This window comes from Mitsuaria sp. BK041 (assembly GCF_014193085.1).
In the GTDB taxonomy this organism is placed as follows: domain Bacteria; phylum Pseudomonadota; class Gammaproteobacteria; order Burkholderiales; family Burkholderiaceae_C; genus Roseateles.
The window spans coordinates 2116315-2133313 of sequence record NZ_JACHYT010000001.1; the positions used below are offsets into that span (position 1 = coordinate 2116315).

At 69.1% G+C, this 16999-nt stretch carries 15 protein-coding genes and 1 pseudogene; 8 read left to right on the forward strand and 8 right to left on the reverse strand.

Translation table 11 applies throughout. From position 1 onward, the window contains the following. Window positions 1–66: 66 nt before the first annotated feature. The gene (locus tag FHT38_RS09315; RefSeq protein ID WP_183491436.1) at window positions 67–495 is read right to left on the reverse strand and encodes a VOC family protein; all 429 of its coding nucleotides are present in this window, start codon (window positions 493–495) and stop codon (window positions 67–69) included. 222 nt (window positions 496–717) lie between these two features. Between FHT38_RS09315 and FHT38_RS25740 the strand changes: the two genes are divergently transcribed. Next, window positions 718–834 (forward strand): hypothetical protein, encoded by a 117-nt coding sequence (locus tag FHT38_RS25740; RefSeq protein ID WP_404935726.1) that lies wholly within the window; start codon window positions 718–720, stop codon window positions 832–834. Here FHT38_RS25740 and FHT38_RS09320 read toward each other — a convergent pair. The 4 genes and pseudogenes from FHT38_RS09320 to FHT38_RS09335 form a co-directional block, all read right to left on the reverse strand. Continuing rightward, a pseudogene (locus FHT38_RS09320) lies at window positions 810–1841 on the reverse strand (acyltransferase family protein); the annotation flags it as partial. The gene FHT38_RS25740 and the pseudogene FHT38_RS09320 overlap by 25 nt on opposite strands. 94 nt (window positions 1842–1935) lie before the next feature. Next, complete coding sequence (locus FHT38_RS09325) at window positions 1936–2784, reverse strand: TIGR03915 family putative DNA repair protein (RefSeq protein ID WP_183491439.1); 849 nt, start codon at window positions 2782–2784, stop codon at window positions 1936–1938. Further along, window positions 2781–4142, reverse strand: coding sequence for a putative DNA modification/repair radical SAM protein (locus tag FHT38_RS09330; protein WP_183491441.1), 1362 nt, complete (start codon window positions 4140–4142; stop codon window positions 2781–2783). The genes FHT38_RS09325 and FHT38_RS09330 overlap by 4 nt, the downstream gene beginning before the upstream one ends. Before the next feature lie 169 nt (window positions 4143–4311). After that, window positions 4312–5319: a LysM domain-containing protein gene (locus tag FHT38_RS09335; protein ID WP_183491443.1), complete on the reverse strand. Its 1008-nt coding sequence runs from the start codon at window positions 5317–5319 to the stop codon at window positions 4312–4314. A 138-nt stretch (window positions 5320–5457) separates the two neighbouring features. On the opposite strand from FHT38_RS09335, the gene tagH reads away from it, so the two are divergent. Both tagH and FHT38_RS09345 read left to right on the forward strand, forming a co-directional pair. Then, window positions 5458–7344: a type VI secretion system-associated FHA domain protein TagH gene (gene tagH, locus FHT38_RS25610; protein ID WP_183491445.1), complete on the forward strand. Its 1887-nt coding sequence runs from the start codon at window positions 5458–5460 to the stop codon at window positions 7342–7344. Between the two features lie 33 nt (window positions 7345–7377). Beyond that, the gene (locus FHT38_RS09345) at window positions 7378–8247 is read left to right on the forward strand and encodes a PP2C family serine/threonine-protein phosphatase (protein ID WP_183479345.1); all 870 of its coding nucleotides are present in this window, start codon (window positions 7378–7380) and stop codon (window positions 8245–8247) included. Window positions 8248–8474: 227 nt separating this feature from the next. Here FHT38_RS09345 and FHT38_RS09350 read toward each other — a convergent pair whose 3' ends face one another. Then, on the reverse strand, window positions 8475–9833 hold the full coding sequence (locus tag FHT38_RS09350; RefSeq protein WP_310737363.1) for an STAS-like domain-containing protein: 1359 nt from the start codon (window positions 9831–9833) through the stop codon (window positions 8475–8477). Window positions 9834–10518: 685 nt separating this feature from the next. On the opposite strand from FHT38_RS09350, the gene FHT38_RS09355 reads away from it, so the two are divergent. Further along, entirely contained in the window at window positions 10519–11415 is an 897-nt protein-coding gene (locus tag FHT38_RS09355; protein WP_183491447.1) for an alpha/beta fold hydrolase, read from the forward strand. A 57-nt stretch (window positions 11416–11472) separates the two neighbouring features. Here the strand turns inward: FHT38_RS09355 and FHT38_RS09360 are convergent, their stop codons facing one another. Beyond that, the gene (locus FHT38_RS09360) at window positions 11473–12390 is read right to left on the reverse strand and encodes a manganese catalase family protein (protein WP_183491449.1); all 918 of its coding nucleotides are present in this window, start codon (window positions 12388–12390) and stop codon (window positions 11473–11475) included. Window positions 12391–12871: 481 nt separating this feature from the next. Between FHT38_RS09360 and FHT38_RS09365 the strand changes: the two genes are divergently transcribed. From FHT38_RS09365 to FHT38_RS09380, 4 genes are all read left to right on the forward strand, one after another. Next, window positions 12872–13186 (forward strand): hypothetical protein, encoded by a 315-nt coding sequence (locus tag FHT38_RS09365; RefSeq protein WP_183491451.1) that lies wholly within the window; start codon window positions 12872–12874, stop codon window positions 13184–13186. Between the two features lie 69 nt (window positions 13187–13255). Continuing rightward, a complete protein-coding gene (locus FHT38_RS09370) occupies window positions 13256–15265 on the forward strand; it encodes a S9 family peptidase (RefSeq protein ID WP_183491453.1) in 2010 nt (669 codons plus the stop codon). Window positions 15266–15513: 248 nt separating this feature from the next. Beyond that, window positions 15514–15735, forward strand: coding sequence for a hypothetical protein (locus FHT38_RS09375; protein WP_183479355.1), 222 nt, complete (start codon window positions 15514–15516; stop codon window positions 15733–15735). 15 nt (window positions 15736–15750) lie between these two features. Beyond that, window positions 15751–16530, forward strand: coding sequence for an OBAP family protein (locus FHT38_RS09380; protein ID WP_183491455.1), 780 nt, complete (start codon window positions 15751–15753; stop codon window positions 16528–16530). Window positions 16531–16543: 13 nt separating this feature from the next. On the opposite strand, the gene FHT38_RS09385 is transcribed toward FHT38_RS09380, so the two are convergent. After that, window positions 16544–16975 carry an Hsp20/alpha crystallin family protein gene (locus tag FHT38_RS09385; protein WP_183491457.1) on the reverse strand — a complete coding sequence of 144 codons (432 nt, stop codon included), beginning with the start codon at window positions 16973–16975 and terminating at the stop codon, window positions 16544–16546. Window positions 16976–16999 lie beyond the last annotated feature (24 nt).

Sequence of the window (16999 nt, forward strand, 5' to 3'; positions counted from 1 at the left end):
GGGCATCGGCGTTGGCCGACGGCCGCCGCCGAAGGCCGCCGCAGATGGTTGCCCGCGCCCCGACGCCTAGAACGTCACCGTGACCGAGGGCGCGCTGCGCTGCGCCTCGCCGTGGAACACGGCCTCGATGTTGTTGCCGTCCGGGTCCAGCACGAAGGCCGCGTAGTAGCCCGGGTGATAGGGCCGCTCGCCGGGCGCGCCGTTGTCGGTGCCGCCGTTGGCCAGCGCGGTCTTGTGGAAGGCGTCGACCGCCGCGCGGTCCCGGGCCTGGAAGGCCAGGTGATGCCGCCCGGTCAGCTGGCCCTGCGCCGCATCGCTGCTCGCGGTCGACACGAACAGCTCGTCGGCCCAGAAATAGTCGTCGCCCGATCCGCCGATCGGCACGCCCAGCGGCGGCAGGACCGCCTCGTAGAAGTGGCGGCTCGCGGCCAGGTCGCGCACGACGAGCTGCAGGTGGTCGATCAGGCGTCCGCGGTGCAGTTGCTGGACTTCCATGGAGGCTCCTTGAAGTGGGTCGGCATGACGCCGGTCAGGGCAAACGGCGTTCTTATCCGCCCGGCGCGCCGGCGTCATTCGTTTTTCCGTCGACGGCCCGCCGCGCCCCCGGAGTGCGGGACAAGGACGATGCGCCTGCCAGGGTCCTCGGCGTCCGGCTCAGATCACGCCCGGTCCGCCGCGCCGTCGGCGGTTCCGGCACCGGAGCCGGCGACCTGGGCGATGCTGACGCTCGGCGGCCTGCTCCTGCTGCTGCGCCAGCGGCGGAGCAGGGGACCGGAGACGGTCCTTTCCAGCACCCCCGCCAGCAGCACGCAGGCCACCACCGCCGGCGCGTAGACCGCGAAGGTCCAGGCCTGCGACGCGCCCATCACGGCGCGATACAGCGCCACCGTGCCGAGCACGACCAGCATGTGGCTCAGGTAGAGCTCGTAGCTGAGCTCGCCCAGACGGGCGAGCCAGCGTCCGCCACGGCGTGGCGCCGGCGGGTGAGCGACCGCGGCGACCAGCAGCGCGGCGGTGCCGACGCACAGGACGTACATGCCGCCCTTGAAGAGATGGCGGTGGACGAGCTCGCCCCAGCCGATCACCAGCAGCAGGCCGACGCCGCCGAGCACCGCCAGCAGGCGGGCCTCGCGCGCGCCTGGCCGCCAGCGCCGCGCGAGCAGCGCCGCCAGCACGCCCCAGGCGATCGCCGACATGCCGGGCAGGTAGGCCTTCTCCCACCACACCTCGTCGCTTGGCGGGACCAGCGCCCTCAGCGGCACCAGGGCGAGCGCCAGCGCCACCAGCGCCGCCACCAGCAGCGGCCGGGGCAGCGCCAGGCACAGCAGCGGGAAGCCGACGTAGAAGACCTCCTCGATCGACAGCGACCACAGCACGTCCCAGGCCGCCGGCGCCCAGCCGGTGCGGCCTTCATACCAGTTGAAGGTGAAGCTCAGCGCCGAGCCCAGCAGGCCGGCCAGCGACTGCCGCTCGCCCGGTGCGAAACCAGGCACGCCCAGCAGCGCCAGGGTCGACAGCAACGCCAGCATCACCAGCAGCAGCGGCAGGATGCGCGTGGCGCGCGCGCGGTAGAAGGCGCGCAGGTCGACCCGGCGCAGGTCGCCATCGCGCGCCAGCAGGCGGGTCGTGATCAGGAAGCCCGAGATCACGAAGAAGATGAACACCGCCTCGTAGCCGTTGAAGCTGATCGCGTCGATCAGGCGCTTGGGCAGCCAGGCACCGGCCAGGCTGGGCGCCAGCGGCAGGCGGAAGGGCAGGGCCAGGTGGTGGACCACCACCAGCAGGATGGCCACGCCACGCAGGCAGTCGATGGCGAAGTTGCGCGGCGTGGTCTGGGTCATGCGGAGTGGCGGCCCCAGGCCGCCGAGAAGGGATGGCGGCGCGGATGTTAGCGGCGCCTGGCGTCGGCGCGGCCGCTCATCGGAGTGACGGCCGTTACGTCGTCGAGCCACGCGGTGGCAGCACGATCGGGCGAATGCGCCTGGGCGCGGTCGGTCCGGCGTCCAGCATGTCGCGCACGCGGTCGTCAGCCTGCGCGACCAGCGGCTCGATCAGCGCGGCCTCCGGCAGGTTGGCCCAGTAACGGCGCGGCATCTCGCGGGTCATCATGGCCAGCTTCAGGCGCGCCGGATTGAAGATGCTGCGGTAGTAGGTCAGCCACAGCGCCGCGCCAGCGTCCGGCGGTGGCGCCGTCTCCCGCCGCGCCCCCGGGCCGGCGCACAGCCGGACGCCGTCCCAGTGCATCGAGACGCGCGGCGACAGGATGGTCCAGCGCAGGTTGGCGAAGCGCCGCGCGAAGAAGGGCGAGGCGGCCTCGAGCACATGGTGCTCGGGCTCGAACCAGGCGACCAGGCGTTCGCCGTCGGTGTCCTCGACCGGGACGAAGCGCACGAAGGCATGGGTCTTGTGGATCTCGTGCCGCACCTCGCGGGCGAGCCGCTCCGCGTGGCGGCGGTCCTCGTCGAAACGGTCATGCCAGCACGCGGGATCGGTCCTCAGGCGCGACAGCAGGCGGTGCAGGAGCTCGAAGCGCCGCGGCTCGCGATGCAGCAGGGCGGACCGGCACAGCGACAGGAACGAGGCCGGCACCGTGAACGCGGCGCTCGCGACGCGCTCGTTCGCGTCGGTCGCATCGACGTCCCCCACTGTCGACCAGAGGTCGCCGTCGTCCTCGCCGGTGGTCCACTCGACGGTCTCCGGCGCCACGCCGTCCAGCACCAGGCGCCGGGCGGCGAGGCGGAAGCCGTCGAAGTCGACGGGTCCATCGAGCCGCACGCGGATCATCCGAACAGTCCCAGCTGCGTGGGAGTGCCCGCGACAACGCCCCCGACCACGCCCGTGCCCGTGCCCGCGTCCGCTGCCCCACTGGCGCGAGTCGGGGCTGGCGGTGCCGCGCCAGGACGATGACCGTCGACGATGACGAAAGGCAACACCCGGCGCAGCGGCAGCTTCATGTGGCGCAGGTCCTCGGCCCGCACCCGGCGCAGTCGACGGGCGGCGATCAGCCGGTCGACCGACCCGACGCCCAGGCCGGGCACCCGCAGCAGCAGCTCTCGCGGCGCCTGGTTGAGGTCGACCGGGAAGCGCTCCGGATGCGCGAGCGCCCAGGCGTGCTTGGGATCGACGTCCAGCCGCAGCAGCCCGGTGCCGTCGTCGACGATCTCCTCGTGGTCGAAGCCGTAGAAGCGCATCAGCCAGTCGGCCTGGTAGAGGCGGTGCTCGCGCACCAGCGGCGGCGCCTTCAGCGGCAGGGCCCGCGCGGCATCGGGAATGGGGCTGAACGCCGAGTAATAGACGCGCCGCATGCGAAAGCGCCCGTAGAGCGCGGCGCTGCTGCGCAGGATGCTGCGGTCGTCGCTGTCGTCGGCGCCGACGATCATCTGCGTGCTCTGGCCGGCCGGGGCGAAGCGCGGCGGCCGCGCGGGGCGCGGCGCGGCGCCCGGGATCACGCGGATCGGCGCCTCGCCCGTTGTCGCGCCAGTGGACCCGACCGACGACCCGCCGGTTGATCCGTCCGCTGACGCCCGCGCCTCACGGGCCTCGTCGATGTGCAGCCGCAGCCGGCCCATCGAGCGATGGATCGCGCTCGTGTCCTTCTCGGGCGCGAGCTGCTTCAGGCCGGCCTCGGTGGGCATCTCGACGTTGATGCTGAGCCGGTCGGCATACCGGCCGGCCCGGCGCAGCAGTTCGTCGCTGGCATCCGGGATGGTCTTGAGGTGGATGTAGCCGCGGAAGTCATGCACCTCGCGCAGCGTCTGCGCCACCCGCACCACCTGTTCCATGGTGTGGTCGGGGCTCTTGATGATCCCGCTGCTGAGGAACAGGCCCTCGATGGTGTTGCGGCGGTAGAAGTCCAGCGTCAGCCGCACGACCTCCTCGACGCTGAAGCGCGCCCGCGCCACGTTGCTCGACGACCGGTTGACGCAGTACAGGCAGTCGTACTGGCAATGGTTGGTCAGCAGGATCTTGAGCAGCGAGATGCAGCGGCCGTCGGGCGCGTAGCTGTGGCAGATGCCCATGCCTTCCGTCGAGCCGATGCCGGCGCCGCCGACGGAATCGCGCCGGTCGGTGCCGCTGGATGCGCAGGAGGCGTCGTACTTGGCGGCGTCGGCCAGGATGGCGAGCTTGCGGTCGAGGTCCATGGGGCGCGCGGGAATGACAAACAACTGTATGAATATACAGTAATTGAGTCATCCAGCTCTCGCCTCACCGGCCGCCTGCGAGGGAGTTCCGCCGGCGAGCGCCCATGCAAAAGAGGCGCACGCGGCGCCTCTTCCTTGGGGTGTCCGACGCCGTCGCAGCGGCGCGGTGTCACTTCAGCTGGTCGGCCTTGGCCTTCAGCGTGACGGCCTTCTGGCGTTCCAGCTTGGCCAGCTCGTTGTCCGGGTCGAGCTGCAGCACCGTGTCCCAGCCGCGGATCGCGCCGGCCAGGTCCTGCTTGGCGAAGGCGGTGCGCGCATTCAGCGTCGCCCGGGCGATCTGCTTCTTGCGCAGCGCCTCGATGCGGGCGGCGGCGCCGGGATGATCGGCGGCCTCGGCGCGGCGGAACTCCTCCAGCGCCTTGTCCATGCGGCCGGCGCGCTCGTGCGCATCACCGGCACGCATGGCCTTCTCGCCGGGCGACAGCTCGGCCACCGGCGGCGGCGCGGGCGGGGCGGCGGGCGCCGGAGCGGCGGCCACGGTCGCGGGCGGCGCGGCCGGCGCGGCGGCCTTCGGATCGGGGCGCGCCGAGGGGCGCGGATACAGCGGACCCGCCGGCGGCTTGCCGGGGATGCGCAGCACCTGGCCGCCGGCGACCTGGCGCGGCACGCGGATGTCGTTGTAGCGGGCCAGGATGTAGAAGGCGTAGATGTCGCCCATGAAGCGGCCGGCGATCCGCGACAGGGTGTCGCTGGACTGCACCGTGTACGCGAAGGACTCGCGACCCAGCAGCGCCACCGGGTCGGCGGTGATCTGCTTCATGAGGCTGTTGGCCAGCTTGTTGCCGGGATCCAGCTGCAGCGCGCGCTGCAGCTCGGCGCGGGCCTGGTCTTCCTGGCCGGCTTCCAGCAGTTCGATCGACTGCATCGCGGTCTTCTGCGCCAGGGCCTGCTCGGCGGGCGTCGGCGGGACCGGCTCCGGCGGCGGGGGCGGCGGAGGCGGCGCCGTCACCACCGGTTCGGGCGGCGGCGGCGCGGGCGCGGGCGTCTGGCAGGCCGCCAGGGCCAGGCTCAGCAGCAGCACCGAGACGGCCGACAGGGCGGATGGCACACCACCTCGCAGCGCGGCGGCAATCGAGGGGGAGGCGGTCGGGGCGTCGGGACGGAAAGTGGTCGACATCGGCATCACGTCGGGATTCGAGCGGGGTGGAGTATGAAACAGCGACAAGCCCCCCGCAGGTGACTTTCGTTCATTGAAGCAGGACCTTTGTCACGCAAACATCCCATGCCAGTCTCTCGAGGTCCCAAAGGCAGCATCATGACCCTCACCCTGCGCGCGGTGTCGCTCAACGACCTGCCCCTGACGCAGCCCATCACCGCGCGCTTCGACGCCACCGGGGGAACCATCGGTCGCGCCGACCACAACACCATGGCGCTGCCCGACCCGGAGCGCCACATCTCCCGCCAGCAGGCGGAGATCAGCGCCGACGCCGGCGGCTTCGTGATCCGCAACGTCGGCAGCGCCAATCCGATCACCGTCGCCGGGCAGCCGGTCGCCCAGGGTCAGGCCGTGCCGCTGCGGCACCTGGACCAGGTCCGCATCGGCGGCTACCTGCTGGAAGTGCAGAACGAGGCCGGCGACGACAGCGGCGCCACCGTGATCCGCCGGGCGCCGGACCTGGCGCGTCCGGTCATGCCGGCGCCTGGGTCCATGCCCATGCCGATCCCGGCGCCGCCGACGCCGCTGGGCGGCGCGACCTCGGCGCCCGCCGCGCTGTCCAGTTCCAACCCGTTCGCCGACCTGTTCGGCGGCGCGCCGACGCCGGCCGACCTGTTCGCCGCGACGCCGGCCCCGGCGCCGCATCTCTCGCCGTTCGCGGCCCCGCCGCCCGCCCCGACGCCCGCGCCGGCCGGACCGATGCTGCTGCCGGACGACTTCGATCCCTTCGCCCCGCCGCCACCGTCGCGCCAGGCATCCACCACCAGCGCCGCCGGACCGGCCGCGTTCGACCCCTTCGGCGGCCTGGACCTGGCGCCGCCGCCCGCGCCCATCGCGCCGCCGGCGGCCTCGAACGACCTGGGCTTCGGCGGAGCCTTCGCCGACCTGGTGCCGGGTGACAACAACCGCTCGCTGGACGACCTGTTCGGCTTGCAGGCCCCGGGCGCGGACCCACTGGCCGGCTTCATGGCCGGCGCGGCGCCGCGCGCCGACACCGGCGCGCGCGACGGCCTGCCGTCGGATCCGCTGGCGCTTTTCGGCGCCGCGGCGCCGGCCGCCAACACCGAGCCGCAGACGCCCGCGCTGCCGGACCACACGCCGGCGCTGCATTCGTCCTTCCGTCCGCCGGAGGTCCGCGGCCCGGCGCCGGCGCCGCTGCCTCCGCCAGTTCCGCCGGTGGCCGTGATGCCGCCGCCGGTCATGCCGCCCGCCGCGGTCATGCCGCCTCCAGTGACGCCGCCCCCGGTGATGCCGCCGCCGCCGGCCGTGGCGCCGCCGCCGACCTTCGCCCGGCCGCAACCGGCGGCGTCGGCGACCGCCGCGCCCGGTCAGCCCGCCGATACCGCCGCGCTCTGGCAGGCCTTCTGCGAAGGCGCGGGCGTGCGCATGGCCGCGCCGCCGCAAGGCCTGAACGCCGACCTGATGCGCGTCATCGGCCAGCTGCTGAATGCCTCCGTCGACGGCGCGCTGCGCATGATGGCGGTGCGCGCGGCCACGAAGCACGAGCTGCGCGCGCAGGTCACGGTGATCCGCTCGCGCGACAACAACCCGCTGAAGTTCTCGCCCGACGCGCAGTCGGCGCTCGAGCAGCTGCTGCAGCCGCCGGTGCGCGGCTTCCTGCCCGGTCCGGCGGCGATGCAGGACGCGATGCGCGACCTGGTCGGCCACACCATCGGCACCATGGCCGGCACCCGCGCGGCGCTGGAGGGCGTGCTGACGCGCTTCCAGCCCTCGGCGCTGGAGGCCAAGCTGACCAGCCGCTCGGTGCTGGACAGCGTGCTGGCGATGAACCGCAAGGCCAAGCTCTGGGAGCTCTACCTGCAGCATTTCGAATCCATCCGCGACGAGGCGCAGGAGGACTTCCACACCCTGTTCGGCAAGGCTTTCCTGGAGGCCTACGAAGACCAGCTCGAGCGCCTGAGCCAGCACGGCCGGGGCCCGGCGCCGGTCGCGCCGCACGCACAACCACAGCAGAGCGGGGCCTGAGCCCCGCCGATCGTCCTACACGTCGTTCACACCATGCTCAAGATCCGGGTCGCCGCCTGCAGCGAACAAGGCGCGCGCGCCAACAATGAAGACGCCATCGTGGCGCACGAGAACGGCCCCGGCTGGTATGCCGTGCTGGCCGACGGCGCCGGCGGCCACCGCAATGGCGCGGAGGCCGCGCGTCGCGCCGTCCACCGGATGCAGACCAGCCTGGGCGACGCCACGCTGCCCTGGCGGCCGGAGCTGCTGACTGGCGCGGTGCTGGCCGCGCACGACGACGTGCGTCGCGGCGTCGAGGGTACCGGCCGCGACCGCATGCACACGACGGTGGTGGCGCTGTGCGTGGATGCGCAGCGCAACTTCGCGCTGTGGACGCATGTGGGCGACTCCCGCCTGTACCGCATCCGCGACGGCCAGATCGACACGATCACGCAGGACGACAGCGTGGTGCAGATGCTGATCGAGGCCGGGCTGCTGACGCCGGAGCAGGCCGAGGATCACCCGCACAAGAACCACCTGGTGGCCGCGCTGGGCATCGAGGACGAACTGCATCCCCACACGACCTCGCCGCAGCCGCTGCAGGATGGCGACGTCTTCCTGCTGTGCAGCGACGGCTGGTGGGGCAGCGCGGGCGACACGCTGATCCACGACACGCTGCGCGCGGCCGCCTCGCCGGACGACTGGCTGGCGTCGATGCGCGCGGTGATCGAGGAGCGCGGCTTGCCGGACCAGGACAACTTCAGCGCCATCGCGCTGTGGGTCGGCGAGCCGGCCCTGGCGGTGGCCGCCGAGGCCCCGGCGGACGCGGCCGGCACGGCCACGGACGAGACCGCGGTGGACTCCGGACCCGTCCCGCTGGAAGAGGAAGAAGAGGACGAGTCGACGCGGCGGATGCCGCTCTGAGCGCGCGGGAGCGCCCACTGCGGTTGCCCATCTGCATTGTTTGAGACTTCGCAGTTGCCCTTTGAATGATGCGATAAGCCTTGGTCGATCTCCCCCCTGGAGCATCAGAGGGAATTTTCAGGCTCTGGTCCTTGGGCCGTCGCCGGCATTGCCACGAGTATGGCAATCAAAGGATTGGGATTCTGAGTGGCTAGACTGGCTACGAGAGACCATCTATTCGGCGTTGTTCATGGATCTTCATATTTGGACTCATCGGCGCCGTCTCCAGTATTGTCGTCAAGCACATAGTCTATTGTCTCTCTGATCTCGCTAGTTGCGTTGACGATTCTGATCTTCTTGAAAGCCTGTAAGCCCATTCTGCGAATTGGCGACGCTAGTAATGCGTTGAGAAAACTATGAGTCGAAGTCGTAACGTCGTTGAAGTCGATGACTATCGATTTTCCATTTGCTACTGCAGGTAATAGATGCCTGTCTCGATAGGAGATGGCAGCTTGTTTGTCATCTGCGTTTCGACCGAAATAGTTGTACATGCTGAGGAAATGTCTATTTTCTTCGTTCGCGCTGGTTCTTGCCTTCACTTCTGATCTCGCTTGCTCTCTGAATTCATTCATCATCGAATCGAGCGCAAATTCGGTGCCTCGGTCCAGCCTTACCGTAATGAGCGCAAATGTGCCAGGCCATGAGGTTTCAAGGGTTTTGCTGGTTGTGTCTGTTGGCGATACGTGGATAACGCCGCTGCCGGACACAATGTACATGTCTGCCCTTAATCGACGAACAATGTTGGACGATAGAAAAAGTCCCATCCCCGCGTTATTTCTGTTGGAGTAAGGATCCTGCCGGCCAAACGTGCCTGATATTTCAGGCTGAATTGCGAGGCGTAGAGCGTCTTCGTCGCTTGCTAGCCCCGAATACGTCTGCTCGAGATGTCTTTTGACACCTATGCCTATATCGCCAATGATGAAATGAAGTTCGTTGACCTTTTCGTACCACGTGTACTGCAGAAGGCTTGGTGTTGGGAATCTATGGCCCTTCCAGAAGAAGTCCGATTTTCCGTGTTCGAGTACGTTATATAGTAGTTCTGATAGAACATAGCGCAAGGTCTTCTGATACTCCACTCCAAATTTTGATGTGAATTCATCGGCCCCGTTCAGCGCAGTCTTGAAATCTTCCGAATTTCTGATTGCGAATAGCGGCTTGTGTTTGTTGCTTTTGAAGTTTGCCTTCGGATCTGTGCTTACTGCAAACAGGCCGTATGCGCCCATTAACTCCCATACTCGACTGCCATTTTGATTGCCCGCATGTTCGGTTTTAAAGGAAATTGCGCAATTCTGTTGTTTCAGCTTCCAGCAGTAGAGAATTAAGAGTGCCATTGCCTGATAATTGGCACTCTGACATTTTGAGAAATCGATCTCAATTGGAATGTTGTGCAGATTCCAGTTTAATGTGTTTAGAACCTGATCAAAATGTTTGGTGCCAGCTCTGTTGAAGGTTAATTCGTTGGGTAGCACGATGCTCTTCTTGGCCGCCGGTCGAAACTTTTGGCGGACAGCGAAGAGCTGATCGCGCATCGTTTTGGCAGATTTCACTATTCAGTCCTCCCCAAAAATGGATCTTTGTCCCTTTTGACCTAAAGTGTTGTGCGCTTAGGGGCGGTTACTGCCTCCCTTGCATGCGCCCGCGCTCCGCGGTTCCACGGGCTCACTTGTCAAACTTGCCTACGCCCTCGAGGGTCTGATTTGTCGTCTCGCAGTGCCGATGTTGACGTCGTCGCAGCAGATAACCGAGTCTGCTAAAGCGTGGGCATTGGCGTACGCGACGCTCCGGCCGCCAACTGAGCGATAGGCGGTGGTCAGAGCGAAGCAATTCAGGGCCACCGTCATGAAGCTTATCGAAGCTTTAGTTGGCCGAACCGGGGAACAACCAGCGCGGGTTAATCCGAGGGCAGACTCGGGTTTGAGGTTTGAGCGGCGACGCTTCTGCCGACCCAAGGCCAGCAGAAGGATGCGGTACTGCGGCGAGCCCCCTCGTCGTTTGCCGAACTCTTGCTTTCCTGGCATCGAGTGCCAACCCGGGCGCGGAGCGCCTGCGATCAAACGGGCGTAAATCACTTCGTGGACTGGCGAGGCGGTTGAACGGACGAGACCGCGGTGAACTTCGGACCCGTCCCGCTGAAAGAGGAAGAAGAGGACGAGTCGACGCGGCGGATGCCGCTCTGAGCGCGGGGCGCGAGCACGCCGCCGCGAGACAGTCGTAGACCTCTGGAGACAGCCGATGAGGACGGTCCGTCAAGTCGACGCCGGCGACCTGAGCGTCGGCCTGTGGGACGAGGGTCCGCGCGACGGGCCGGCGGTCGTGCTGCTGCACGGCTTTCCGTATGACATCCATGCCTACGAGGCGGTCATCGATCGCCTGGTCGAGCGCGGCTGCCGCGTGCTGGTGCCCTTCCTGCGCGGCTACGGCTCGACGCGTTTCCTCGATGCGGACACCCTGCGGTCCGGCGAGCAGGCGGTGCTCGGTGCCGACCTGCGGGCGCTGATGGAGGCGCTGCGGATCGAGTCCGCGGTGCTGGCGGGTTACGACTGGGGCGGACGGGCCGCCTGCGTGGTCGCGGCGGCGTGGCCGGAGCGCTGCGCCGGGCTGGTGTCCTGCAACGGCTACAACCTGCTGCATCCGCCGGACGCGATGGCGCCGGACGAGCCGGTCAACGAGGCGCGCTACTGGTACCAGTTCTACCTGCATGGCGAGCGCGGCCGGCGCGGCCTGGAGCAGCACCGGCTGGCCATGGCGAAGCTGCTGTGGCAGATGTGGTCGCCGCGCTGGCCGTTCACCGAGACCGACTTCCTTCGCTCGGCGGCGGCCTTCGACAACCCCGATTTCGTCGAGGTGGTCGTGCATTCCTATCGCCACCGCTATGGCCTGGTCACGGGCGATGCGCGCTTCCTCGAACTGGAGGAGAAGCTCCTGACCCGACCGGTGATCCAGGTCCCGACCATCCTCCTCGACGGCTTGGCGGACGGCGTCGCCGTCGAGCCCGACACGCGCTCGCATGCGCGCCATTTCGCCCGGCTCGTGCGACATGAGCGGGTGGATGGCGTCGGCCACAACTTCCCGCAGGAGTGCCCCGCCGTCTTCGCCGCGGCGGTGATGGACCTCGTCGGCCCGCACTGACCACCGGGGCCGCGGTTCGAGCGCGGCGAGAACGCCGCGCACCGCCGCCAAGCCACCTCAGGGCTGCGGCTTGTCCATCGCCGCATTCGACGCATCCACCGGGGTCGGCCCGCTGCCCAGCTCCACGCCGGTGACGGGCTCGCTCAGCGGATCGGACGCGGTGCGGGTGCGCATGGCCTCGCAGTCGCGTTCCTCGTCCGGCGTCAGGGCCACCGAGGCCTGGCCGTCGCCGCCGTCGACCGCGCACTGGCGCTCGCGGTCCGACTCGTACAGGAACAGCTTGTTGTCGTTCCACGGGCCCCGCATGTCGCCTTCGCCCTGCGACATGTTGTAGTAGACCGAGGCGAACTCCGGCTTGCCCGGCAGCTTGCCCGGCGGGAAGTTGGGGCTGATCGAATACAGCGCCTTCTCGAACGAGCGCTGGTGGGCGATCTCGCGGGTCATCAGGAAGCCGAGCGCCTCCTTCACGCCGGGGTCGTCGGTCACCGCGATCAGGCGTTCGTAGACGATCTTGGCGCGCGCTTCGGCGGCGATGTTGGAGCGCAGGTCGGCGGTCGGCTCGCCGATGCTGTCGATGTAGCCGGCGTTCCAGAGCTGGCCGCCGGAGTTGGTCAGCGCCGGTCCGCCGCCGTACAGCACCTGCGTCACATGCGAGTCGTTGCCGGCGCCTTGCAGCGAGCGGAAGAGCTCCGCTTCGGAATCGGTCGCTTCGGCCAACTGGCCCTTGGCGCCCTTGTTGAGCATCGCAACGATGGTGCCGATGACCTCGAGGTGGCTGAGCTCCTCGGTGGCGATGTCGAGCAGCATGTCCTTGCGGCCCGGGTCGTCCTCGGCCAGCGCCTGGGTGAAGTAACGACAGGCGGCGGCGAGCTCGCCTTGCGGGCCGCCGAACTGCTCGAGCATCAGGTTGGCCAGCGCCGGATTGCATTCGCGGACGCGGACGGTGTACTGGAGGCGTTTGTTGTGGGCGAACATGGAATCTCCTTGCGGTAGGCGGGGATGAGGGCAACTTGAAGCGCCGCACCACGCAGCCCTCAAGCGGGGCCGGCGTGCATGGCGACAAGGCGATCTGGCAAGGGCCGATCCAGCGCTGCGATGAGGGTCTCGCCCGCTACGACGCGACGGCCATGGACGGAGATCGCCGATGGCATCGGGATTCGCAGCCGACAGGCAAATTGCGTCGATGCGTTTCCGACGTTCGGAAGGGCATGCGGCAGAACTCACACACTTGTCCAGGCAAGTGTTTCGGGGTCAGGACTTGCGCCGGTTCGCGCGCTGCGAGGCGCGCGCGCGTGTTCTCTCTAGCAGGCCGCGCCCAGGCTCGCTTCTCCACGACTGACTGGTTCACCTGCCGGTCGTCCACAACCGCCTGCCGCCCCGCAAACCTCGATGGCATGGGCTTTGCAATGAAGAGGTCGTTGGCATGTGCCAATGACCCATTGACGGAGACACCACCATGACTCAGCAATCCGACCAAGGTCAGTCGACCCAAGGCCAGCAAGGCGGTTCCGGCTCGCAGCGCGAGCAGAACCAGCAGAACCAAGGTCAGCAAGGCCAGCAAGGACAGCAGGACCAGAACCGCGAGCAGCAGCGCCAGCAGGGCCAGAACCAGGGCCAGCAAGGCCAGACCTCCCAAGGCCAGGAGCAGCAGCGCCAACAAGGCCAGCAAGGCCAGCAGCGCGAGGACGGCTCGCAGAACCGTGCCGAGCAGCAGCGCCAGCAAGGCGGCCAGCAGCGCGACGAGGGCGGCCAGCAACGCGACGAGCGTTGAGCACCTGCCAGCGTGGGGGCCGGCCCGCAGGGGTCGGCCCCTTTCCTCTTTCAGTGAAAGGGAACTCAGATGGCCGAAGCCCCGAGCGCCTTCACCGTGGACGACCTCTGCAACGAGCAGCGCATCGAGTCGCTCGACCTGCACCCAGGCGGCCAGCGAGCGGTGTGCGCGCTGAAGTCGGTCCAACGCGCGGACGATGAGTACCAGACCCACCTGTGGCTGCTGCCCCTGGACGGTGGACCATCGAACCGGCTGACCTTCGTGCCGGGCAAGAACACGCGACCGCACTGGTCTCCCGGCGGCGATCGCATCGCTTTCCTCAGCGACCGGCATGGCGGGCCGAAGCAGGTGTACCTGATGCCCGCGGACGGCGGCGAGGCGCGCCAGATCACGCGTTTCGCCGGCACGGTGGTCGACCTGGCGTGGCGGCCGGACGGCCGGCAGCTCGCGCTGGTCTGCGCGGTCAATGTCGATCCGGACCAGCGCGTCGACGGCACGCGGGAGGTCGACCTGCAGCGGCCGATCGCCTCCGCGACGGCGCCGGAAGTGGTCTGGCGCCTGCCCTACAAGATGGACGGTTCCGGTTATGTGCTGGGCGCCCGGCTGCAGGTCGTGCTGCTGGACATCGAGTCGCAGGCGGCGACGCCGCTCACCCGAGGCGATTACGACGTGGGGCATCTCGCCTGGTCGCGCGACGGCCGGCGTCTGGCCTACACCCGGGGACGCGAGGACGAACGCGAGAGCCACTGCACCGATGTCTGGATGCTGGACCTCGACGGTCCCGCGCAGCCGTTTCCCGAGGCGCGGCGGCTCACCACCACGGTGGCCACCGCCTCGTGGCCGGCGTTCTCCCCCGACGGATCGACGATCGCCTTCATGGGCGCCGAGAACGGCGGCGACGCGATCATGCGGCTGTGGGCGGTGGACGTGGCCACTGGCACAACGCGTCGAGTGGCCGACGAGGATGTCGAGCTCTTCAGCAACGCGCTGTTCTGGGACGCCGATGGCCGCCGGCTGCGCGCGGTGCAGGCCTGGCGCGGCGTCCAGCGCATCGTGTCCATCCAGGTGGACAGCGGCGAAGTCACCCCGCTGGTCGAGCCGCCCGCAGGGCAGGTGAGCGCGATGGCGGTGGGCGAGGTGATCGCCTATGTCGAGGAAGGCATGGACCATCCGATCGAAGCCCACCGCTGCGACCTGGACGGCGGCCAGGCGCGACGCATCAGCGACTTCAACGGCTGGTGGCGCCAGCGGCCTGCGCTCAAGCTCGAGCGTCGCCGCTTCGAGGTGCCGGACGGCGAGGGCGGCACCGAGTCGATCGAGGGCTGGCTGCTGCGGCGCGAGGGCGACGCCTCACCGTGCCGGCTGCTGGTCGACGTGCATGGCGGGCCGGCCAGCTACGTGGCGCTGCAGTTCCCGACGGCACCGTACTGGCAGGTGCTGGCCAGCCAGGGCTGGGCCATCCTGGCGCTCAACGCGGTGGGGTCGGCCAGCTACGGCCGCCGGTTCAGCGAGCGGCTGCGCAAGTGCTGGGGCAAGCTCGACCTGCCGCAATACCGCGCCGCGATCGCCGCGCTCCGGCGCGAGGGCCTGGTGGACGAACGGGTCGCGATCGCCGGCTCGTCCTACGGCGGCTACTTCAGCGCGTATGCCACCGGCAACTGCGAGGACTTCCGCGCCTCGGTGGTCAGCGCGCCGGTGGGCAACCTGGAGACGCACTACGGCACCTCCGACAGCGGCTACTACGCCGATCCGTTCTCGATGGAAGGCAAGCCGGACGCCAACCGCGAGCTGATGATCGAGCTCTCGCCGATGGCGCACATCGGCCGCGGCCGCACGCCGACGCTGTTCCTGCAGGGCAAGGACGACGAGCGTTGTCCGAAATGCCAGTCGGAGGAGATGTTCGTGAAGCTCAAGCGCTCCGGCACGCCGAGCGAGATGGTCCTCTATCCCGGCGGCGACCACCACACGCTGGGCCAGGGCCGACCGTCCCATCGGCTCGACGGGCATGGGCGCATCGTCGATTGGTTGAATCGATGGGTCGAGGTGCCGTTGCCGGCGGCGCCCGGGGAGAAGCGCTGAGCGCTTCTCCGTGCCTTGGCGCGTGGAACGGGGGTTGCCCGTACCACGCAGGGCTCGATCCCGCGAGCCTCCCTCTGGAGATCTCCATGTCCCTTCGTCACCTGGCCGTCGCTGGCGGCGTCGCGCTGTTGTCCGCGCACCTGTTCCGTTCCCTGCGTGCGCCGCAAGACGGCGCACCGGCCTCGGCGCCGCTTCCGGCATCCTCCGCGGACGCGTCCTCACCAGGCGCTTCCTTGTCCGACGCTCCCTTGTCCGACCCTTCCTCGGCGGCTGACCGCACGCGGTCCGAAGGCAGCGCGCGCGCCTCGTCGGAGAGCGGCGAGCCCGCGCCTCTGACGCCGCTGGAAGGCGCGGCGGTCGCTGAGTCGCTGCGTGAGCAGGAGCGCCCCGAACTCGGCCTGCCGAGCGACACGCGCAACGATGCCGATCGCGTCCGGCCCGGCCTGGCGGACTTCGCGCGCGGTGCCTGAGTCGCGAGGTTGGCGATGAGGCCACGCACCGCCTTGTCGGCGGCCCTGACCGGGCTGCTGCTCGCCGCCTGCGGCGACCACCGGACCGAATCGCCGGTCCAGTCGCCCGGCGCGCCGGCGCGGCCCACCACAAAGGTCCTCGAAGCGGGCGCCGCCGTCCTGCAGGACAAGCCGCCGATCGAGGCGCTCAACGCCTATCTCGATGGCTTCCACTTCTACAACGGGCGGCCCACGGCGCAGATGGAGGCGCATCACTACTGCGCCGTCCTCAACGAGGAACTCATCCAATGCGTCATCTACGACGGCAACGTCAAGGACGCGAAGCTGATGGGCGTGGAATACATCATCAGCGGCCGGCAGTTCGCGGCCTTGCCGGCGGCGGAGAAGCGCCTGTGGCACAGCCATGTGCATGAGGTGAAGTCCGGCCAGCTGATCGCGCCCGGGATTCCCGAGGCGGCCGAGCGGCAGCTGATGGAACGGCTGGTCGGCACCTACGGGAAGACCTGGCACACCTGGCACACCGATGAGGGCAAGTCGCTGCCCTTGGGCGTGCCGCAGCTGATGATGGGCTTCACCGCGGACGGCCAGGCGGACGCGGCCATGGTGGCCGCGCGCGACCAGCGATTCGGCGTCGTCAGCGCGCACAAGCGCGAGCAGCGCGGCGCCATCCCCGCGCCGCCCGTTGACGCCGGCGCGGACGCCTGGCGCCGTGGACAGGTCTATCAGATCCCCGATCCGACGGGCGCGCACGGGGCCGGCGCCCATGCGCCCGGGCACGCCCCGTCCGCGCGGTGAGCGCGTCGCGCCTTCAGCCCGTGGACACGGCGATGCGCCGCGGCTGCGCATGCGCCTGCTTGGGGATCCGCAGCGTCAGCACGCCGTCCTTCATGCCGGCCTCGATGCGGCCCATGTCGAGCTCGCGGCTCAAGGTGAAGGCGCGGCGGAAACGCGGCACGCTCACTTCGGCCCACAGCGGGCGCATGCCGTCCGGCGCGCTGACCGCGGCCTCGCCTTCGATCACCAGCGTCTCGCCGTCGAGCCGGACGTCGAGCGCTTCCCGCGGCACGCCCGGCATGTCGGCCAGCAGCGTGATGCCGCCGGCGTCCTCGAAGATCTCGACCGCGGGTTCCGCGACCGCGCGGGGACCGGAGACCGGCTTGCCGGCCGGCGCGTTCTGCCCGGTCGAGGCCAGTTCCGCGCGGGCGCCATCGGCGCGGGTCAGTTGGGTGTGGGTGGACATGACAGCTCCTTTCTTCGTGAGGTC